This window comes from Streptomyces sp. NPDC006997 (genome assembly GCF_040635175.1).
Classification (GTDB): domain Bacteria; phylum Actinomycetota; class Actinomycetes; order Streptomycetales; family Streptomycetaceae; genus Streptomyces.
Genome location: NZ_JBEYHH010000002.1, coordinates 202,471 through 220,695, shown reverse-complemented (window position 1 = coordinate 220,695; position 18,225 = coordinate 202,471). Strand labels below are relative to the sequence as shown.

17 protein-coding genes are annotated in these 18,225 nt (G+C 73.4%); 10 read left to right on the top strand and 7 right to left on the bottom strand.

Annotated features, from left to right (window positions below; all coding sequences use genetic code 11):
• Window positions 1-601 precede the first annotated feature (601 nt).
• The 4 genes from ABZ659_RS02645 (at window position 602) to ABZ659_RS02630 (ending at window position 5,372) form a co-directional block, all read left to right on the top strand.
• Window positions 602-1,237, top strand: a complete 636-nt coding sequence (locus ABZ659_RS02645; RefSeq protein ID WP_360212621.1) for a hypothetical protein — start codon at window positions 602-604, stop codon at window positions 1,235-1,237.
• 115 nt (window positions 1,238-1,352) lie between these two features.
• A complete protein-coding gene (locus ABZ659_RS02640; protein ID WP_360212619.1) occupies window positions 1,353-2,918 on the top strand; it encodes a DUF6801 domain-containing protein in 1,566 nt (521 codons plus the stop codon).
• A 66-nt stretch (window positions 2,919-2,984) separates the two neighbouring features.
• On the top strand, window positions 2,985-3,929 hold the full coding sequence (locus tag ABZ659_RS02635; RefSeq protein WP_360212617.1) for a hypothetical protein: 945 nt from the start codon (window positions 2,985-2,987) through the stop codon (window positions 3,927-3,929).
• Window positions 3,930-4,151: 222 nt separating this feature from the next.
• Complete coding sequence (locus ABZ659_RS02630; protein ID WP_360212615.1) at window positions 4,152-5,372, top strand: helix-turn-helix domain-containing protein; 1,221 nt, start codon at window positions 4,152-4,154, stop codon at window positions 5,370-5,372.
• Between the two features lie 90 nt (window positions 5,373-5,462).
• On the opposite strand, the gene ABZ659_RS02625 is transcribed toward ABZ659_RS02630, so the two are convergent.
• The 3 genes from ABZ659_RS02625 to ABZ659_RS02615 form a co-directional block, all read right to left on the bottom strand.
• Window positions 5,463-5,948, bottom strand: coding sequence for a DUF6099 family protein (locus ABZ659_RS02625; RefSeq protein ID WP_360212613.1), 486 nt, complete (start codon window positions 5,946-5,948; stop codon window positions 5,463-5,465).
• A gap of 205 nt (window positions 5,949-6,153) precedes the next feature.
• The gene (locus ABZ659_RS02620) at window positions 6,154-6,504 is read right to left on the bottom strand and encodes a nucleotide pyrophosphohydrolase (RefSeq protein WP_360212611.1); all 351 of its coding nucleotides are present in this window, start codon (window positions 6,502-6,504) and stop codon (window positions 6,154-6,156) included.
• A 28-nt stretch (window positions 6,505-6,532) separates the two neighbouring features.
• Window positions 6,533-6,922 carry a cell division protein SepF gene (locus ABZ659_RS02615; protein ID WP_360212609.1) on the bottom strand — a complete coding sequence of 130 codons (390 nt, stop codon included), beginning with the start codon at window positions 6,920-6,922 and terminating at the stop codon, window positions 6,533-6,535.
• 296 nt (window positions 6,923-7,218) lie between these two features.
• On the opposite strand from ABZ659_RS02615, the gene ABZ659_RS02610 reads away from it, so the two are divergent.
• The 4 genes from ABZ659_RS02610 to ABZ659_RS02595 are packed head-to-tail and all read left to right on the top strand — an operon-like array spanning window position 7,219 to window position 10,269.
• Window positions 7,219-8,226: an NAD-dependent epimerase/dehydratase family protein gene (locus ABZ659_RS02610; protein ID WP_360212607.1), complete on the top strand. Its 1,008-nt coding sequence runs from the start codon at window positions 7,219-7,221 to the stop codon at window positions 8,224-8,226.
• Window positions 8,223-8,927 (top strand): glycosyltransferase family 2 protein, encoded by a 705-nt coding sequence (locus tag ABZ659_RS02605; protein WP_360212605.1) that lies wholly within the window; start codon window positions 8,223-8,225, stop codon window positions 8,925-8,927. Before ABZ659_RS02610 ends, ABZ659_RS02605 begins: the two co-directional genes overlap by 4 nt.
• Window positions 8,924-9,571, top strand: a complete 648-nt coding sequence (locus ABZ659_RS02600; RefSeq protein ID WP_360212603.1) for a DUF2064 domain-containing protein — start codon at window positions 8,924-8,926, stop codon at window positions 9,569-9,571. The genes ABZ659_RS02605 and ABZ659_RS02600 overlap by 4 nt, the downstream gene beginning before the upstream one ends.
• Window positions 9,568-10,269, top strand: a complete 702-nt coding sequence (locus ABZ659_RS02595) for a methyltransferase domain-containing protein (protein ID WP_360212601.1) — start codon at window positions 9,568-9,570, stop codon at window positions 10,267-10,269. The genes ABZ659_RS02600 and ABZ659_RS02595 overlap by 4 nt, the downstream gene beginning before the upstream one ends.
• Before the next feature lie 59 nt (window positions 10,270-10,328).
• On the opposite strand, the gene ABZ659_RS02590 is transcribed toward ABZ659_RS02595, so the two are convergent.
• Together ABZ659_RS02590 and ABZ659_RS02585 are read right to left on the bottom strand one after the other, a co-directional pair.
• Window positions 10,329-10,787: a hypothetical protein gene (locus ABZ659_RS02590; RefSeq protein ID WP_360212828.1), complete on the bottom strand. Its 459-nt coding sequence runs from the start codon at window positions 10,785-10,787 to the stop codon at window positions 10,329-10,331.
• 16 nt (window positions 10,788-10,803) lie between these two features.
• Window positions 10,804-12,060: a molybdopterin-dependent oxidoreductase gene (locus ABZ659_RS02585; protein ID WP_360212599.1), complete on the bottom strand. Its 1,257-nt coding sequence runs from the start codon at window positions 12,058-12,060 to the stop codon at window positions 10,804-10,806.
• Window positions 12,061-12,254: 194 nt separating this feature from the next.
• On the opposite strand from ABZ659_RS02585, the gene ABZ659_RS02580 reads away from it, so the two are divergent.
• The gene (locus ABZ659_RS02580) at window positions 12,255-13,592 is read left to right on the top strand and encodes a hypothetical protein (protein ID WP_360212826.1); all 1,338 of its coding nucleotides are present in this window, start codon (window positions 12,255-12,257) and stop codon (window positions 13,590-13,592) included.
• A gap of 21 nt (window positions 13,593-13,613) precedes the next feature.
• Here ABZ659_RS02580 and ABZ659_RS02575 read toward each other — a convergent pair whose 3' ends face one another.
• Window positions 13,614-15,047: a vanadium-dependent haloperoxidase gene (locus ABZ659_RS02575; protein ID WP_360212597.1), complete on the bottom strand. Its 1,434-nt coding sequence runs from the start codon at window positions 15,045-15,047 to the stop codon at window positions 13,614-13,616.
• A gap of 324 nt (window positions 15,048-15,371) precedes the next feature.
• Here ABZ659_RS02575 and ABZ659_RS02570 point away from each other — a divergent pair, with 324 nt between their 5' ends.
• Window positions 15,372-17,066 (top strand): BCCT family transporter, encoded by a 1,695-nt coding sequence (locus ABZ659_RS02570; RefSeq protein WP_360212595.1) that lies wholly within the window; start codon window positions 15,372-15,374, stop codon window positions 17,064-17,066.
• A 303-nt stretch (window positions 17,067-17,369) separates the two neighbouring features.
• Here ABZ659_RS02570 and ABZ659_RS02565 read toward each other — a convergent pair whose 3' ends face one another.
• A complete protein-coding gene (locus tag ABZ659_RS02565; RefSeq protein ID WP_360212593.1) occupies window positions 17,370-18,197 on the bottom strand; it encodes an inositol monophosphatase family protein in 828 nt (275 codons plus the stop codon).
• Between the last annotated feature and the right edge of the window lie 28 nt (window positions 18,198-18,225).

Genomic DNA, 18,225 nt, shown 5'->3' with positions numbered 1-18,225 from the left:
AAAAAGGGTGCTTCGGCGTACACGCGGAGCGCACGTTAAGCCGGTGCGCGGTGCACTGACAACAGGCCGGACCAGACATTCGGGCCACCGTCGCGCTCTTTGTCACCGGGCAGACAAACAGCGCCGCGGCACTTGTCTCCACGGTCACAGGCCGGGTGCTGGCCCGGCACCCGGAGGCGGAGCGGGGTCGCGCACCTCCCAGGGGGGCGTCGGGGCATTCACCAGGACAACAGCGCCGTGTCCGGCACGCTACGGCTGAGTAACCTCGGCAGGCAAGAGCGGGTCCCGAGTTTTCCGGCTGTTTTTGCACGTCGCCGGTGAACCTGTCATCCGGCACTCAAATCGGGGCCCCGGTTTTGTCATCCAGCACAGAAGTCGCGATGGCGCGGTCCGGACGCCCGGCGGCCCCACCCTTAGCACCGCACTGACTAAAGCCCGGCGCGGATCGCTCACCTGCGGGACAGGAGTTCTCCCGGACGGAAAGAATCATGGTCAGCGGCATTGTTCGGCTAAGTTTCCCGCAAGTAACGTCCGTGTTCGTCGGCCGGAGTTTTCCGTGCCGTGGACCTCTGCCCTCAATCCCAAGGAGAGTCCCAGAACCATGAAGAAAACGACGAAGAGAATCGCCGTCGTGGCGAGCGCGGGTGCGGCCGCGTTCGGTATGGCCGTCAGCCCGTCCTCCGCGGTGGCGTCCACCGTCTGGACCGTCAACCCGTCCCCCGCCAGCTTCACGGCGCCCAACAGCGGCAACATCGTCATGACAGCCGGTATCCCGATGACGTGTACGACGTCGACGGCGTCCGGCACGATGCAGACCAACACGGGCAACCCCTCGACGGTCGCCAGCATCGCCAACATCAACTTCGGCACCGCCGCCCAGCCCTGCACCAGCGTCCTGGGCAACGTGACCACGGTGGCGACCACGCCCTGGACCATCAAGGCGGTGGACTACAACGCCTCGGCCGGGGTGACCACCGGCTACGTGGACAACATCAAGGCGAAGGTGACCGCCGGGATCTGCTCCTTCATCGTCACCGGCAGGGCGTCCGGCACCTACACCAACTCCACCGGCATCCTCGCGGTCAGCAGTGTCTCCGGTGAGCTGGCGGTCTCCGCTCCCTCGGGTTGCGGGTCGGTCGTCACCACCGCCACCAAGCCCATCTTCAAGGGCAAGTACGCCGTCAAGGTGACCCGTACCAACACCATCCCGACCGTGGTGGGCTCCAACCCTCCGTGAGCGTAGCCCCCGCCACCAGCGCCCGGCCGGTGCCACCGGCCGGGCGCGCGCGAGTTGCCCGCGCGTGCCCGACGACCGCGCTCGCGGACCGCCCGACGACCCAGCGGAGTACCCCATGACAGACCCCCGCCGCGCCCCGCGCGGCACCGCCCGGACCCGGGCCCGCAGCGCGGTGGTCGCCGCGTTCGTGGTGCTGGCCGCCACCCTGCCCGCCCGGGCCGTGGCCGCCGCAGCGCAGCCGGTCGACGCCGCGCTGCCCTACGTCTGCGACCTGCCGTCCGGGCAACAGCCCGCCACCGTACGGGTCTCGGCCACCTTCCCCGCCCAGGTGGCGCCGGGCGAGCCGATCGAGCCGACGGACGTCACCACCACCGTGGAACTGCCCGAGCAGGCGGCGGCCGACCTCACCGCGCTCGGCGCGACCAGCGCCCGGGCGGCGACCCGGCTCGACATCGGGGTGGCCCAGCACGACACCACCGCGCGGGCGACCTGGCGGGGCACCGCCGAGCCCGTCACCGTGCCGCCGTCCGGCCCGCTCACCCTGACCGCGACCGGCGACGTCGCCTCGGTGACCGCGAACGACGCGGGCGACCTCGTCTTCACCGCCGGGGGCCTCACCCTCGACCTGGCCCCGGCCACCGCCGACGGCACCCCCACCGACCCCGCCGCGGTCACCGTCGAGTGCGTCCTCGCCGACGACGCCCCGGACGCCGGACGGCTGGCCACCGTGGCCGTCGGCAGCGCACCGGGCACCGGCACGGAGTCCCCGGCCGGGACACCGTCGGCGTCCCCCTCCGCCTCCGGCTCCGGCGCGCCCGAGGAACGGGAACGGCAGGGCGACCGCGCCCCCAGGATCACCGAGACCGCGCCGGGCGGCACCACGTCCACCGCCGAGGCGCCGACGTGCAGGCACGACGAGGCGCACCCCGCGACCCCGTCCTCGATGGTCGCGTACATCACCGGCTACTCCAACGTGCGCAAGCTCAAGGGCGCGTCCCTCATCCCGTTGTCGTGCACCATGCTCGAACAGGGCGAGCTGAACCTGGACTTCCTGCCCGACTTCTCCGGCGCGAAGCTCAGCCAGAAGTCCACGGGCGAGCTGTACGACGAGGGGCGCCAGCGCGTCCGGCCCTTCAAGGCGACCTTCCTGACCTTCGACTTCGCCCCGACGACGGCCACGATGGTGCTGGAGCAGACCGGCCCGATCACCATCGACTCGGCCGGGTTCTACGACTTCCTGGAGAACTTCATCAGCCTGGACACCTACGTCCGGGTGCCCATGGTCCTCCGGGTCACCGCGCTGGAGGTGAACGGCACCCCGCTGGACGTCGGCCCCGACTGCCGTACCCGGCAACCGCTCACGTCCGAGGAGCCGGACCCGGAGCAGCACCCCGGAGAGCACATGGTGCTGTTCGGCCGCGGCGAGCAGATCGGCGGCGAGGTCGCCACCGGCTATCTGCTGTCCTCCGGCGGCCCGCTGACCGGTGAGTTCGCCATCCCCGCCTTCACCGGCTGCGGCACCGGCGGCGAGGACCTCGACCCGCTGCTCACCGCCTCGGTCTCCGGGTCCGGCAACTACATCAAGCTGATCCAGGGCCAGACCTGCGCCCCGCTGGTGCCGAACCCGAACGAGTGCACCGAGGACCTCCAGCCCCTGATCATCCCCGAGCCCGAACGCTGACCCGCTTCCACACGCTGTCCGTTCCGCCCTCCAACCCCCCTCCGACGACACGGAAGGCCACCACCCATGAACCGCACCGCCCTCGGCGCCAGACTCGCCACCGTCACCGCGCTCGGCACCGCCCTCACCGCCTTCGCCGCCACCGGCACCGCGACCGCCGCGGTCACGCCGAACGGCGAGTGGGCGCCGTTCACCCGCTGCCCCGTGGACGCCCCGGCGATGCTGGCCGCGGACGGCCTGGCCAAGACCCCGCAGTGCGTGGTCGCGTCCTCGCCGAGCGGCTCCATCAAGCTGGGCAGCACCACCGTGACGACCGGGAAGACCAACCTCCAGATGGGCGTGGTGCAGAACTCCGACGGCACCAGCAGCGTCGTCGCCCCGTCCGGCGGCGCGCTCATCGCCGACTCCGCGACCGTCCCCGGCGGCCTGCTCGGGCTGATGTGCCCGAGCGACATCCCCTTCGTCACGGCCATCTGCGACCAGCTCACCAACAGCACCCTCAACAAGATCACCGCGACCGTGGAGTCCGTGGGCACGCCGTACGCGTTCAACCAGACCGCGGGCATCATCACCGGCGAGCCGATCGTGGCCATACCGGTGCGGATCCACCTGGAGAACCCGTTCCTGGGCAGCAACTGCTACATCGGCACCCGCAGCGCGCCGGTCGTGCTGCGCCCGCAGAACCTCACCTTCCCCGACTTCGGCATCTCCTTCTTCAACGGCGACGGCAGCACCGCCGACGACGGTGAGCTGACCCGGATCAACCTCACCGGGGCCACCCAGAACGACAGCACCTTCGCGGTGCCCGGCGCGAGCGGCTGCGGCCTCGGCCTGTTCGGGCTGATCGACGCGGCCGTCAACGCCAAGACGGGCCTGCCCTCCGCCGCCGGGGAGAACACCCTCACCCTCAACGACAGCCAGACCTACCTGGCCGGTCTGACGGCACCCGGCACGGCCGCGCCGGACGCGGGCAAGGTGCTCAGCCAGGCGTGGCACTCCGCCGTCGACTAATGGCCGCCCAGCGGCGATTCTCGGCCGTCCCCGCAGTCCCGTCCCGTCCCTCCGCATCGAAATGTGCACAAGCTGTGTACGGGGAAAAGAAGTTGTTTTAACTTCATCAGCCCAGACAGGCAGCACCAGACGGCCGGTCGTGTGCCGTCGCCCACCACGCGGGCGGCGGACGCACGGCCGGTTCCCCCCATCACGGGCGCAACGGAGAGCAAGGGACACCTCATGTCTTCCATCACGCACCCGCCGGAGGTCGGTGAACCTATCGGGCCCCTCCCCAAGGAGTTCGCCGCCCTGATCAGACCGGAGTTACCCGGCCTCCTCAAGGAGATACGCGCCGAGGTCACCCGGGCCTACCCCGTCTACGGCCGACTGCTCAACGGCCCCAACTCGGGCGCCATCCGCCAGGGCGTGGAACAGGCGCTGTCCGCCTTCGTGGACCGGGTCGCCGAGCCCGGCAAGAGCGCCGTCCTCCGCGACCAGCTGCTGCGCAAGTTCGGCCGCGTCGAGGCGTACGAGGGTCGCGAACTGGACACCCTGCAGGGGGCGTTCCGGCTCGGCGCCCGGATCGCGCTGCGCCGCGCCAAGGCCGTGGGCCAGCAGTACCAGCTCTCCCCCACCCTGATCCTCGCCTTCGCCGACGCGCTGTTCGCCTATGTCGAGGAGCTGGAGGCGGTCTCCCGGGAGGGCTACGTGGAGGTGCTGTCGCGGGCCAACTCGGAGGTCTCCGCGCAGCGCAGGCGGCTGCTGCACCTCGTCCTGGCCGCGCCGCCGCTGCCGCACGAGCTGCCCCGGCTCTGTGAGACGGCCGCCTGGGAGTTACCGGCCGAGGTCACCATGGTCGCCCTGCGCACGCCGGTGCCCGAGCACCTGGAGGCCGGGCTGGCCGGGGACGTCCTCGCGGACCTCGACGTCCCGCACCCGCATCTGCTGATCCCCGGCGCGCTGACGCCGGAACGGCTGACGATGCTCCAGGCGGCGCTGTCCGGCACGCACGCCGCGGTGGGCCTGACGGTGCCGCTGACACAGGCCGCCGACTCCATCCGGTGGGCGCGCCGGGTGCTCCAGCTCGTGGACGAGGGAGCGGTGGCCGACGCGCCCCTGGTGCGCTGCGAGGACCATCTGGTCACCATCTGGCTGCTGTCCGACGCGCCCCTGGTCTCCCAGCTCGCCGCCCGCGAACTGGCGCCGCTCGACGGGATGCCCGCCAGCCGACGCGACCGGCTGGTGGAGACCCTGCGCGTCCATGTCTCCACCCGGGCCCCGGCCGAGCAGGTCGGCGAGCTGCTCGGCGTACACGCCCAGACCGTGCGCTACCGCCTCCGCAACCTCGACGCCCACCTCGGCGACCGCCTCGCCGACCCGGACCACCGCTTCGCCCTGGAGGCGGCCCTGCGCGCCCTCCACCTCCGACGCGGTCCCGCCGCCCCCCGCCGCCGCGCCTAGGCGTGTCGCGAAGGTCCCGCCTGCCGCCCGACGCCGGGCGCGCCCCAGCCGCCGACGTCCGCGAACCGGCCACCCCCTCGTGGCCGGAGGTCAGCCCGCCTCGCGTTCCGAGAGGGCCTGTTGGCGCAGTGCCTGCTCGCGGTCGGCGAGTTTGCTGAGCATCTCCACGACGCGGTCGCGGGACTCGTCCGCGGCGTCGATGGCCTCCATGCACTGCCAGTACGTGCCCTCGTCGGGCGCGGCGCAGGTGATGCCGACCAGGGCGATGCCGACCTCGCCGAGCAGCCCGCCGAGGCGCAGCAGGGTCTGCCGGGCGTCGCCCAGGTCGGTCAGCTGCGCCGCGCGTAATTCGCCGGGGGCCAGTTCGGGGGTGTCGAGCACACCGCAGCCGCGGCCCGCCAGCTCGGTCAGCCCGCGGGCCTCGCCGCGCAGCTCGGGCGGGCCCGTGACGGCGAGGTGGCTGCCTATGGCCTGGGCCAGCGCCTGGGCCTGCCACACCTCCGTGAGGATGTGCGGCACCTCGCCGCTGCCCGCCAGGGCCCGTCTGCTCGTCACGATGAGCCGCACCGCGTCCATGCGCTCGCCCCGTCGTCATGACACGCTCCCGCGCGTCCGCCCGAACTCCCTTGTTCACTACCCAGCGTGAGGGCGCTTGAGACCAAATACCAGAGGAAGGCGGAAAATTGTGGACAACAATTCGGACCCAGCCCCGATTTTCGATACGGAGAGTAAGAGTGGAGCCCATCGTTCCAGCAGCGGGCGCCGCGTCGGCGACCGCCCGTCACGCCTCCGCGGACCCCCCGCTCCCCGGTACCGGGAACCGCCGTTCGTTCCGGTCGATCTTCGCGGCGAGCGCGGCCAGCGGGTCGATGCCGAGGGTGGCGCAGAGCTGGAGCAGGTAGGCGAGCACGTCCGCCACCTCGTCCGTGACGCGGTGCGCCGCGCCGGGGTCGGACATCACCCGGGCGGACTCCTCGGGCGTCAGCCACTGGAAGATCTCCAGCAGTTCGGACGCCTCCACGCTGAGCGCGGCGGCCAGGTTCTTGGGGGTGTGGTACGGCTGCCAGTCGCGGGCGGCGGCGAACTCCACCAGCCTGCGCTGCAGTCCCGCCACGTCGAGGGGTTCGGTCACGGCGTCAGGTGTACACCGTGGCCTCCCCTCACATCCCCGGCACCCCCACGCCCCGCATCAACCCCTGCACCTCCGTACCGGGCGGGGTGAGCAGGAAGACGTTGCGGTCCACCCGGTGCATCCCGCTGGACAGGCCGAAGACGACGCCGGTGCTGAAGTCGAGGACGCGCTTGGCGACCTCGGTCTCCGCACCGGAGAGGTCGAGGAGGACGGGGACGCCGGACATCAGGGTCTCGGCGACCTCCCGGGCGTCCGCGAAGACGGTGACCCGCAGCACGACGAACCGCCGCCGCGCCTCGGTCTCCGCCTCCGGGTGGGCGCGGTGGTCCACCGCGGACGGCCAGGCGTCCCGGCCGCGCAGCGGAACGACCTGGGCGAGCCCCTCCCACTGTTCATCGGTGACATCGTGACGGTGCACCGGCTCCCCCGATCTGACTCGCGCTCATCTCCTGCACCAGCCAATTCTTACGCCAAGTCACCCGTTCGGCCCAACAGCGACACGGTGTGCGACCGGACGGGGCGCACGGCTCCCCGGGTTCCGCCCACCCGTACGGAGTATCCGCCGGGCCGCCGAACCGGCTACGCCTCCCGGGTGACCGGACCGCCCCGTTCCCCCGCTGGCGGACGGAATCCGGCGCACCGACCTCTTACGGAGTCATGACGTGCCGGGCGCGGCCCTGCGGTCCGGCCGGGTCGCGGATCTAGCGTGGGCGTATGCGTGTACTGGTCACCGGCGGTGCCGGGTTCATCGGGTCCCATGTGGTGGAGGAACTGACGGCGCGCGGGCACGAACCCGTCGTCTACGACCTGCGGGCGGACGCCCGGTCCGACGTGCGCGACGGCGCCGCGGTCGCCCGCGCCCTGGCCGGGGTGGACGCCGTCTGCCACCAGGCCGCCAAGGTCGGCCTCGGCACCGGCTTCGGCGACGCCCCGGACTACGTCTCCCACAACGACCTCGGCACGGCCGTCCTGCTGGCCGCGATGGCCGAGGCGGGCGTACGGCGGCTGGTCCTCGCCGGGTCGATGGTGGTGTACGGCGAGGGCCGCTACGACTGCCCGCGGCACGGCGTGGTCCGGCCGGGCCCGCGCGCCGTGGTCGACCTGGACGGCGGCCGGTTCGAGCCGCGCTGCCCCGCGTGCGGCGCCGACCTCGTGCCGGGGCTGGTCGCGGAGGACGCGCCGACCGACCCGCGGAACGTGTACGCCACCACCAAGCTCGCGCAGGAGCACCTGGCCGCCGCGTGGGCCCGTTCGACCGGCGGCGCGGCGGTGTCGCTGCGCTACCACAACGTGTACGGCCCCCGGATGCCCCGCGACACCCCGTACGCCGGGGTCGCCTCCTTCTTCCGCTCCGCGCTGGCCCGCGGCGAGGCCCCCCGCGTCTACGAGGACGGGCGGCAGCGCCGGGACTTCGTGCACGTACGGGACATCGCGGCGGCGGGCGCGACCGCGCTGGAGGCGGAACCGCCGCCCGGCGCGCTGACCGCGTACAACACCGGCAGCGGCGACCCGCACACCGTCGGGGAGATGGCGGCGGCGCTGGCCGCGGCCTGCGGTGGGCCCGCGCCCGTCGTCACCGGCGAGTACCGGCTCGGCGACGTCCGGCACATCACCGCCGACTCCGCGCGGCTCCGGGCCGAGCTGGGCTGGAAGCCGGAGGTCGGCTTCGATGAGGGGATGCGCGAGTTCGCGCGCGCCGGAATGGCCGGGGGGCAGCGGTGAGCGCCGACGTCGACGTGGTCCTGCCCTGCCTGAACGAGGCCGACGCGCTGCCGTGGGTGCTTCGGCGGATCCCCGCCGGGTGGCGGGCGCTGGTGGTGGACAACGGCTCCACCGACGGCTCCGCGGAGATCGCCCGGGAGCTGGGCGCGACGGTCGTGCCCGAGTCCCGGCGCGGCTTCGGCGCCGCCTGCCACGCCGGGCTGACGGCGGCCACCGCCGACATCGTCTGCTTCTGCGACTGCGACGCCTCCCTCGACCCGGGCCTGCTGGTGCCGTTCGTCGCGGAGGTCCGCGCGGGCGCCGCCGACCTGGTGCTCGGGCGGCGCCGTCCGCAGGGCCGGGGCGCCTGGCCCGCGCACGCCCGCGCCGGGAACCTCGCGCTGTCGCGGATGCTGCGTCGCCGCACCGGGCTGCGCCTGCGTGACCTGGGCCCGCTGCGCGCGGCCCGCCGCGAGGAGCTGCTCGGCCTCGGCCTCACCGACCGGCGCAGCGGCTACCCGCTCCAGATGGTGGTGCGCGCCGCCGACGCGGGCTGGCGGGTCACCGAGCACGACGTGCCGTACCTGCCGCGCACCGGCGCGTCCAAGGTGACCGGCACCTGGCGCGGCACCTGGCAGGCGGTGCGCGACATGAGCCGTGTGCTGGCCGAACCGCCCACGGCACGACCCCTGACCACCACGCGGGAAGGCACACCCAGTTGAGCACGTTGCTCGTCATCGCCAAGGAGCCGCGGCCCGGCCGGGTGAAGACCCGGCTGACCCCTCCGTTCACCCCCGAGGAGGCGGCGGCGCTCGCCGAGGCGGCCCTCGCCGACACCCTGGCCGCCGTCGCCGCCACCCCCGCCGACCGCCGGGTCCTGGTCCTCGACGGGGCCCCGGGGCCCTGGCTGCCGCCCGGCTTCGACGTCGTCCCGCAGGTGCCGGGCGGCCTGGACGAGCGGCTGGCCGCGGCCTTCGCCGGGTGCGACGGGGGCCCGGCCCTGCTGGTCGGCATGGACACCCCGCAGGTCACCCCGGAACTCCTCACCGTGGACTTCGCGGACTGCGACGCGTACTTCGGACCGGCGGAGGACGGCGGCTTCTGGGCCCTCGGCCTGGCCGCCCCCGACCCCGCGCTGCTGCGCGGCGTGCCCATGTCGACGCCGGTCACGGGCGCCGCCCAGCGGGCCCGGCTGGCCGGGGCGGGGCTGCGGGTGCGGGAGCTGCCCCGGCTGCGGGACGTGGACACCGCCGCCGACGCCGGGGCGGTCGCCGCCGAGGCGCCGCACGGCCGCTTCGCCGCCGCGCTGACCCGGCTGACCACGCCGATGACGACGACCGCCACGACCGCCACGACCGCCCGATGAGTACGGCCCACGACCTCACCGAGGCGCGCGCGGCCACCGCCTGGGACACCGCACCGGCCCCCTGGGGGACCGGGGACCCCTACTCCGAGGCGCTGCGCGCCGGACGGGGTCCGCTGTTCCTGGAGCGGGCCGACGGCTGGCTGCTGCCGCTGGACGTGGAGCGGTGGTGCGCCGCCGCCGACCCGGTGGACCTGGCGGTCCTGGACCGCTGCGAGGGCGCCGTCCTCGACGTGGGCTGCGGGCCGGGGCGGCTGGTGGCGGCGCTGGCCGCGCGGCGGCGCCGGGCGCTGGGCATCGACGTCAGCGAGGCCGCCGTGGCGCACACCGTCCGGCACGGCGGACGGGCGCTGCGCCGCTCGGTCTTCGAGCCGCTGCCCGGCGAGGGCGGCTGGGACACGGCCCTCCTCATGGACGGCAACGTCGGCATAGGCGGCGACCCACGCGCCCTCCTGGGCCGCCTCGCCGAACTGCTGGCCCCCGGCGGCCTCCTGATCGCCGAGACCGCCGCCGTCGACATCGACGAACGCGCCCAGGTCCAGGTCGTCCAGCTGGCCTCCACCCACCGCATCGCGGGCACCCCGTTCCCGTGGGCCCGCCTCGGCACCCCGGCCCTGCTCCGCCACGCCGACGCCACGGGCTGGCACACCGTCGACCAGTGGTCGGCGGAGGGACGCTGCTTCGTCGCGCTGCGGACGTGAACGGCGCGGCGAGCGCCAGCAGGGCACCCCCGGCACACGAGCCGGGGGTGCCCTCCGTCTCACTCCCCGGCAGGGGCCCGCCCCGCCCGCCGCAGCCGCAGGACGAACACCAGCGCCGACCCCGCGAACAACGCGGCGCTGACCAGCAGCCAGCGGCCCAGGAAGCCGTCCGCCGACAAGCCGGTGGCGGAGTGGTAGCGGGCGTCGACCCGCCCGGCGACCAGCGGGAACCACACGAGCAGCAGCAGCGCGGAGAACGCCGCCGGGACCCGCACGTACGCCGTCCACTCCCGGCGCGCGCCCGCGCCGAACGCCCGTACCACCGCGCGGTCCGCCGTCGCGTACAGCGGCAGCAGCACCAGGTCGTGGAGGAACGCCGCCCCCACGAACCAGAGCAGCACCTGGAACCAGTCGCCCTCCAGCAGCCGTACGCCCGCGTACCCGGCGAGGGCGAAGGAACAGGCCAGCAGCAGGATCTGGAGCGGACTGCCCAGCGGCAGCCGTGGCTTCCGTCGCATCTTCACGTCAGTCTCCTCACAGGTCCCCGAAGTCCAGCCGACGCACCCACTTGGTGTTCAGCACGCCGGGCGCCGCGGGGACGATGATCCGGGCCGGGAAGCCGTGGTCGGGGGTGAGCGGCTCGCCGTTGGCGTCCAGGGCGAGCAGCGACCGCGGGTCGCGGACCTGGTTGGCGCGGAGCGCGGCCGTGCGGAACGCCCCCGTGCGTTGCAGCGACTCCACCAGCACGTCGGGCGCCCGGTCGGGATCGTCGTACCCGACGAGCGCGGCGAGGTCCCGCAGCCGTACCCCCCGCCACCACTGGTCGGACGTCGACCAGCCCTCCACGCACGCGATGGGCAACGACGAGCTGTGCAGCGGCAGCCGGAGCAGGTCGGCGCGGGCGAGCCGGACCGTGCCGGAGGGGCCGGTGACGACCAGCCGCCAGGCGTCCTCGGTGGTCTCGGCCGGGCGGATGCCGCGGTACGCGGCCGTCTTGTTGATCTGGAAGCCGCCGGGACCGCCGCCCGGCTCCGGCCCGCCGTGCGGGGCGAGCACGGCGGTCTGCCGCAGCGGTCCGTCGAAGGAGCGTCCGGCGGTGGTGACGAACAGCAGCGCCGAGCCGCCGCCGACGAACCACAGCGCCCCGCGCCGCGACACGGTCGCCGGGTCGGGTGCCGGGGCGGCCAACGGAACCTCCTCCTCCCGCTCCCCCGTCCCCTCCCGCATCCGGCGCAGGTTGCGCAGCGCCAGCGGCAGTTTCAGCGCGACGTGCGCGAGGAACGCGGCGAAGAACACCCACGCCCCGTAGAAGTGCAGCGGGTAGAAGGAGCCGGGGAAGACGTAGTCCAGCTGGACGTTGAGCACGCCGGTCACGAACTCGAACAGCGCGCCGCCGACGAGCAGCAGCAGCGACAGCCGTTCCAGGCCGTGGGCGAGCGAGCGCACCGGGGGCAGCGCGAACAGCCGGGGGACGACGGACCACAGCTTGGCCAGCAGCACCGGGACCAGGGTGATCCCGAGCGTGACGTGCAGGCCCTGGTTGAGCCGGTACAGCCAGTGCGGGCGGGTCGGCCACGAGAAGAGGTAGAAGCCGAGGAGCCCCTTGTCCGGCGTCTTGTCGTTCACCGGCGACAGGTTCGGGTTGTAGGCGGCGTACGACAGCAACCCGGTCAGGAAGAGGACCGAGATCCCGGCGAGCAGGACCACGCCGAGCACCGCGGTGAACCGGGTGCCGCGGACGGGACTGCGCCAGAACCCGGGGTTCGAGGGAGGAAACGGAGACCGTGCCATGCCCCCGACCGTAGGCCGCTCCGGCCGGGCCGGCGGCCGGTGACCGATGACGAAACGCTGACGTCCGCCGCGCGTACCAACCGGTCCCGGGCGCGGCGGCCTAGCGTTCCGGTGTGACCCGCACTTCGCCCCGCACCCCGCTCCGCCCCGAGTCCGACGAGCGCACCCCGCCCGCCGAGCGCCGCGCGCCCGACCTGCTCGCCGCGGCGGCGGCGGTCGTGCTCTTCGTCGCGGCCGTCCTCGTCGGCCACCACCTCCAGAACACCTACCACACGCTGTCCGTCAACTGGGCGCCGCTGCTGGCGTCCTGGGACCCGCACGTCGGCCCCGGCACCGTGGCCGCGCCGCTGGTGGCGGTCGCGGTGGTGGTGTACGCCCCCACGCTGGCCGCCCGGCTGCCCTGGCGGGCGCTGCTCGCCTCGGCGTGGGCGACGGCGCTGGCGTGGACGTTCTCCCTCGCCCTGATCGACGGCTGGCACCGCGGCATCGCCCGTCGGCTGACCACCCGCTACGAGTACCTCCAGGTCATCGACCGCTTCCACGACATCCCGGCGGCGCTGGCCACCTTCACCGACCACATCCTCATCCAGCCGGGCACCGACCACTGGCCCGCGCACATCGCCGGGCACCCCCCGGCGGCGACCGTCACCTTCGTGCTGCTCGACCGGATCGGGCTGCGCGGCGGCGGCTGGGCCGGGGTCTGGTGCATCACCGTCGGCACCACGGCCGTCCTCGCGGTGCTGGTCGCGGTGCGGGCGCTGGCCGGGGAGCGGCTGGCCCGGCGGGCGGCGCCGTTCCTGGTGCTGGCGCCGGGCGCGGTGTGGATGGGCACCTCGGCGGACGCGTACTTCGCGGCGGTGGCCGCCTGGTCGGTGGCGCTGCTGGCGCTGGCGGCGACCGCGCGGACGGCGGGGCGGCGGCGGGCGGCGCTGTTCGGCTCGGGCCTGCTGTTCGGCCTGACCTGCTACCTGTCCTACGGCCTCACGCTGGTCGCGGTGATCCTCGCGGGCGTCGTGCTGGTCACCCGGGACCGGGTGCGGGAACTGCTCGCGGGGATGCCGTTCTGGCTGGCGGGACTGGTGGTCGTCCCGACGGTGTTCACGCTCTACGGCTTCGACTACTTCGAGGCGTACCGCATCCTCGTCGACCGCTACAACCAGGGTGCCGGGGGCTTCCGCCCGTACGGCTACTGGGTCTGGGCCAACCTCGCCTGCACGGTCCTGGTGGTCGGCCTCGCGACGGTCGCGGGGCTGCGCCGGACCGGCGTGACCCTGCTGCGCCGGGGCGGGCCGCTGAAGTCGTCCCCGGACGTGCCGGAGGTGCGGCTGGCGCTGCTGGTGTGCGCGGCGCTGCTCGCGCTGCTGATCGCCGACCTGTCCGGCATGAGCAAGGCGGAGACGGAGCGGATCTGGCTGCCGTTCGCCCTGTGGCTGCTCCCCGCCTGCGCCTTCCTGCCCAGGTCACGGGCCTGGCTTCCGGCGCAGGCAGGGGTGGCCTTGGTGGTCAACCACCTGCTGTGGACGGGGTGGTGAGAGCGGCCTCCGGTCCCTGCGTCAGCTCAGGTCGACCAGGCGGTTGTCGAAGACGTATCCCGCGACCTTCTCACCGAGGGTGAGTCCGTCCTCGGCGTCCCACGGGAAGTGCACGCCGAGCCAGACCCTGCTGTAGGCGTCCTCCCGAGCGGCGGCGCTGAAGCTGGTGAAGTGGCGGGTGTGGACCGGGGAGCGCGGGTCGTCGGTGACCATGTCGAAGGCGATGCCGTCCGCGTTGAAGTACCGCCGCATGATGCCCGCCCAGGCGGCGCCGAAGGTGGCGTGGCCGGACGCCCAGGCGGGGAAGCACGGGTTGACGTTGACGCCGTCCGCGTTCTTCAGCAGGGGCTTCCACTCCGGGTCGATCCCGCTCTCCCGGATGGCGGAGACAGGGCGCCAGAGGTCGATCTCCGTCTGGTACTTGACGTCCCGGACGGCGATCCCGGCGTCCGCCAGGGCGATCGACACCAGGGCGAAGAGCCGGGCGTTCTGGTAGGTGTTCAGCCCGCGCTGGGTGGCGATGTCGCGGGTGGCCTGGAGGAGCTGGCCCGGCGGCTTGAAGGTGCCGTCGTTGTCGTTGGCCCAGAACCAGGCGGCGGCCTCCTGGTCGACCGTCCGGTTGACCTCCGGGGTCTCCGTGGTCTCCTGCTCGGCCCCGACCCGTCGCACCGCCTCGACCTGCGCCTCGTACGCGTCGCTGGCGAGCAGTTGCTGGTACGTGCCGTACACCCCCGGGGTCGGCGGCCGGAACTGGGCGCCGGAGGTGAGGGCGAACGGTTTGACCAGGCCCCAGTTGGGGTCGACGGCGTCGCTCTGCGTCTGACAGGCGGGGTCGTTCATGTCGGCGTAGTTGGTCGGGCGCCACGCCCCCGGCTCCAGCGTTCCCGTGTACGCCTCCCGGTTCTCGGAACCGTCGAGGCGGCGGGCGTCCTCCATCTGCGTGACCATCTTGTTCACGACGGTGGTGTCCAGGATGTCGAAGTCGGTGGGCTCGGTGCCGAACCGCTCACGGAACCTCTGGTCGAGGAACGCGGTCTCGCTCCCGTAGAGGTGGAGCAGGATGTTGTAGGCGGTGCGGCCGATGACCCGTTCCTCCTCGTCGGGCCCCTCGATCCAGCCGGGGTACGGGTCGGCGTCGATGTACGGCGCCGAGCTGATGCCGCCCTTCCAGGTGAGCTGGTAGGAGCTGTCCGCGTCGTAGATGGCGGCGTTCATCATGGCGGCGGCCCGCGTGAAGGGGACGGGTCCGCCGCCCACGCGCTTGATCAGCTTGATCAGCACGTCGTTCCAGTAGTGGACGGGGTCCTGGATGGTCTGCGGCGGCAGGGCCGCCCGCGCGGGCGCCGGGGCGGCGACCAGGAGGGTCCCGGCGGTGGCGAGCGCGGCCACGAGGGCCAGCGGGAGCCGGGCACGGAACCGGCCTTTTCGTACGGATCTCGGGGCGGTGGTCTGCACGACTGCTCCTTGCGATCGCGTCGGTGGGCACACCGCGCCTGCGGTGGCACCGCGATCATGGCGCGGGGGCGGTGGCGGACGGATGTATTCAGCATCGAGTCCGGCCGGAATGGCCGGTCCCGGCCATGAACATGACGAGTTCCGGCCACCCGCACATCCCCCGGAGCCATTACCCGGCCAGCCACACCACCGGTCGACGGCTTCCGCCGGGCCGCCGCGGCGGCCGGACCACGGCGGGGACACCGGGCGCCGGATGCGGCCCGGACTGCCGCTGAACGGCGTGCCCCGCACCAGCACGTCACATTTCCCACCATAGTGGGGCCCATGAGCACGGAAGTCGCCGACCAGACCCCACCCGGCCCGCCGCCCGGCACCCCCGAGTCCGACACTCCGGACCACGCCCTCGTCGCCATCGGGATGGCCGCCGTCGTCGGCGTCGTCCTGTGGGCGTGGATCGGGGACGACTCCTTCGACGACGTGTCCTCGTCGAGCCTGACCTGGGTGCTGGACAACTTCGGCTGGCTGTTCGTGGTGGCGGCGGACGTGTTCCTGGTCCTGTGCCTGTTCATCGCCTTCAGCCGGTTCGGCCGCATCCGGCTCGGCAGGGACGACTCCGCGCCGGAGTTCGGCAACCTCGCCTGGATCGCGATGATGTTCAGCGCGGGCATGGGCATCGGCCTGATGTTCTACGGCGTCGGGGAGCCGCTCACCCACTTCCTGGCGCCCCCGCCCGCGAGCGGCGCACCACCGGAGTCCTCCGCCGCGGCCCGCACCGCGATGGAGTACTCGTTCTTCCACTGGACGCTCACCCCCTGGGCCATCTACGGCATCGCCGGACTCGCCCTCGCCTACGCCGGTTTCCGCAAGGGCCGCGGCAACCGGCTCAGCGCGGCGTTCGTACCGCTCCTCGGCGCCCGGCGGGCGGCCGGCTGGCCCGGCAGGGTGATCGACCTCCTGGCGGTCTTCGCCACGGTCTTCGGCACCGCGACCAGCCTGGGCCTGGGCGCGCTCCAGGTGGCGGAGGGCCTGGACATCACGGCGGGCGTCGACGCGACCCGCACCTCCGAACTGGTCATCATCGCGGCCCTGTCGGCGGCGTTCGTCGTCTCGGCGTTCTCCGGACTGCACCGCGGCATCAAGTGGCTCTCCACGATGAACATCGTGCTCGCGGCGGCCCTGATGCTGTTCGTCTTCCTCCTCGGCCCCACCGTCTACGTCCTCGACACCATCCCGGCGTCGGTCGGCGGCTACCTCGACAACCTCCTCCCCATGGCGACCCGCACCGGCGCCTTCTCCGACCACGAGTGGCTGGGCGCCTGGACGATCTTCTACTGGGCGTGGTGGCTGTCCTGGGCGCCCTTCGTGGGCACCTTCATCTCCCGCATCTCCCACGGCCGGACGATCCGCGAGTTCCTCATCGGCGTCCTGCTGGTGCCGAGCGGCGCGACCGTCATCTGGTTCTGCGTGATGGGCGGCACCGCGCTACGGCTCCAGTCCACCGGCGAGGCGGACCTCGCGGGCGCCATCGAGGACGGCGCCGAGGCGTCCCTGTTCGCCATGCTCGACGCCCTGCCGATCGGCACGGTCACGTCGTACGCCGCGATGATCCTCGTCATGACCTACTTCGTCACCAGCGCCGACTCGGCGTCCCTGGTCATGGGCTCGCTGACCAGCCGCGGCGCGCTGCACCCGCCGTCCTGGCTGGTCGTCATGTGGGGCATCCTGATGGCGGCGGTGGCGGCGGTCCTGCTGGTGGTGGGCGGCCTGAACTCCCTCCAGACGGCGACGATCCTGGTCGCGCTGCCCTTCGTCGCGGTGATGCTGGTGCTGTGCTGGGCCCTGCTCCGCGAACTGCGCGAGGACCCCGGCGCGGGCCCCGCCCGCCACCACGCCCTGCACGGCCTGGGGGACGTCGTCCGCACGATGGTCGGCGACGCGGTCACGGAACAGTCCCGCACCCGGCACCACCGGCTGCGCCGGGCGGCCCGGACCCGCCGGGACACGGACGGGGAGCCGTGACGGCCCGCACCGGCCTCAGGCCCCCTTCGCCGGGCCACCGTGTACACAGTGGGACCGGTGGGACCGGTGGGACCCCAGCCCGGTGCAGGTGTCGATCCTGGTCCGCGCGGGTCTTGACAGCGGCGGACGGTGACGGTCGCCGACCCCGGTCGAAGGGTGACGCCTGGAGCCGCTCGCCTGCCACTCCGCTGCATCCGGCGAGGCCGTTCTTCCTGGCCATGTCGAGGATCTCAGGGAGGTGATCCAGTGGGCGGACCTTGAACGACCTTACGGAAGAAGGCCGCGGCCCGGGCCCGCTCGTGCTCACCCCGTGTTCCCCTGGCTCGCGCCTCCCGGGGCTTCACGCACCATCGACATCAGCGAGGTGTGCGTCCCGGTGTCGGCGGCGGCTATCAGGCCGTGGGCTGACTCGCTCAGGGGGGCGCCGGTGAGGTCGGTGACGACGCAGCCAGCGGCCTGGCACAGGGCGATGCCCGCCGCGAAGTGGACGCTGGAGGAGAGATTGACGCCGTCGGTCACGTAGGCGGCGCGCTTGCCTGCGGCCACCCACGCCAGGGCCAGAGTGGTGGAGACGACGCGTGGGCGGAAGCGTGCGGCGAAGTCGGGGTGGGCCAGGAGGTCCACAGCCCGGAAGTCCGGTGCGCCGGGGAACGGCGGGTCCAGGTTGACGTCCACCAGGCGGGTCGCGGGGGTGGGCGTCAGCAGTGAGTCGGTCTCGTCGTCCTGGCGTAGCCAGGCCCTCTCGCCGTCGGTGAAGAAGATCTCGCCGGTGAACGGGTCGGCCACGGCCGCCGCGCCGTCGCGCGGGGCCACGTTGACGGCCACCAGCATGGTGCCGACGGCGTAGTTCAGCGTGCCGCACAGGGGGTCCACCAGCCACTGGCGTACGGCGTCGGCGGCGCCCCGTTGGCCGCCTTCCTCGCCGAGCACCGCGTCGTGGGGCCGTGCGGCGCGGAGGACGCCGAGGATCCTCTCCTCGGCGTCCAGGTCCGCGGCGGTGGCGAAGTCCCCCGCGCCCTTGTCGACGCGGGTGAGCCGCTGGCCGTACAGGGCGCGGACCGCATCCGCGCCCGCCCGCGCCCCGGCTACCGCGACGGCGCCGTCGTCGCGGCTCGCGTCTGCGTGGGTCACGCCGTGCGGCCTGTCGAGGCGAGTCGGG

Excerpts from the sequence above, each read along its gene's own strand:
- ABZ659_RS02585 (WP_360212599.1), bottom strand. The coding sequence starts at position 12,060 with ATGGCACGGTCTCCGTTTCCTCCCTCGAACCCCGGGTTCTGGCGCAGT.
- ABZ659_RS02595 (WP_360212601.1), top strand. The coding sequence starts at position 9,568 with ATGAGTACGGCCCACGACCTCACCGAGGCGCGCGCGGCCACCGCCTGG.
- ABZ659_RS02610 (WP_360212607.1), top strand. The coding sequence starts at position 7,219 with ATGCGTGTACTGGTCACCGGCGGTGCCGGGTTCATCGGGTCCCATGTG.
- ABZ659_RS02635 (WP_360212617.1), top strand. The coding sequence starts at position 2,985 with ATGAACCGCACCGCCCTCGGCGCCAGACTCGCCACCGTCACCGCGCTC.
- ABZ659_RS02645 (WP_360212621.1), top strand. The coding sequence starts at position 602 with ATGAAGAAAACGACGAAGAGAATCGCCGTCGTGGCGAGCGCGGGTGCG.
- ABZ659_RS02590 (WP_360212828.1), bottom strand. The coding sequence starts at position 10,787 with ATGCGACGGAAGCCACGGCTGCCGCTGGGCAGTCCGCTCCAGATCCTG.
- ABZ659_RS02640 (WP_360212619.1), top strand. The coding sequence starts at position 1,353 with ATGACAGACCCCCGCCGCGCCCCGCGCGGCACCGCCCGGACCCGGGCC.
- ABZ659_RS02630 (WP_360212615.1), top strand. The coding sequence starts at position 4,152 with ATGTCTTCCATCACGCACCCGCCGGAGGTCGGTGAACCTATCGGGCCC.
- ABZ659_RS02570 (WP_360212595.1), top strand. The coding sequence starts at position 15,372 with ATGAGCACGGAAGTCGCCGACCAGACCCCACCCGGCCCGCCGCCCGGC.
- ABZ659_RS02625 (WP_360212613.1), bottom strand. The coding sequence starts at position 5,948 with ATGGACGCGGTGCGGCTCATCGTGACGAGCAGACGGGCCCTGGCGGGC.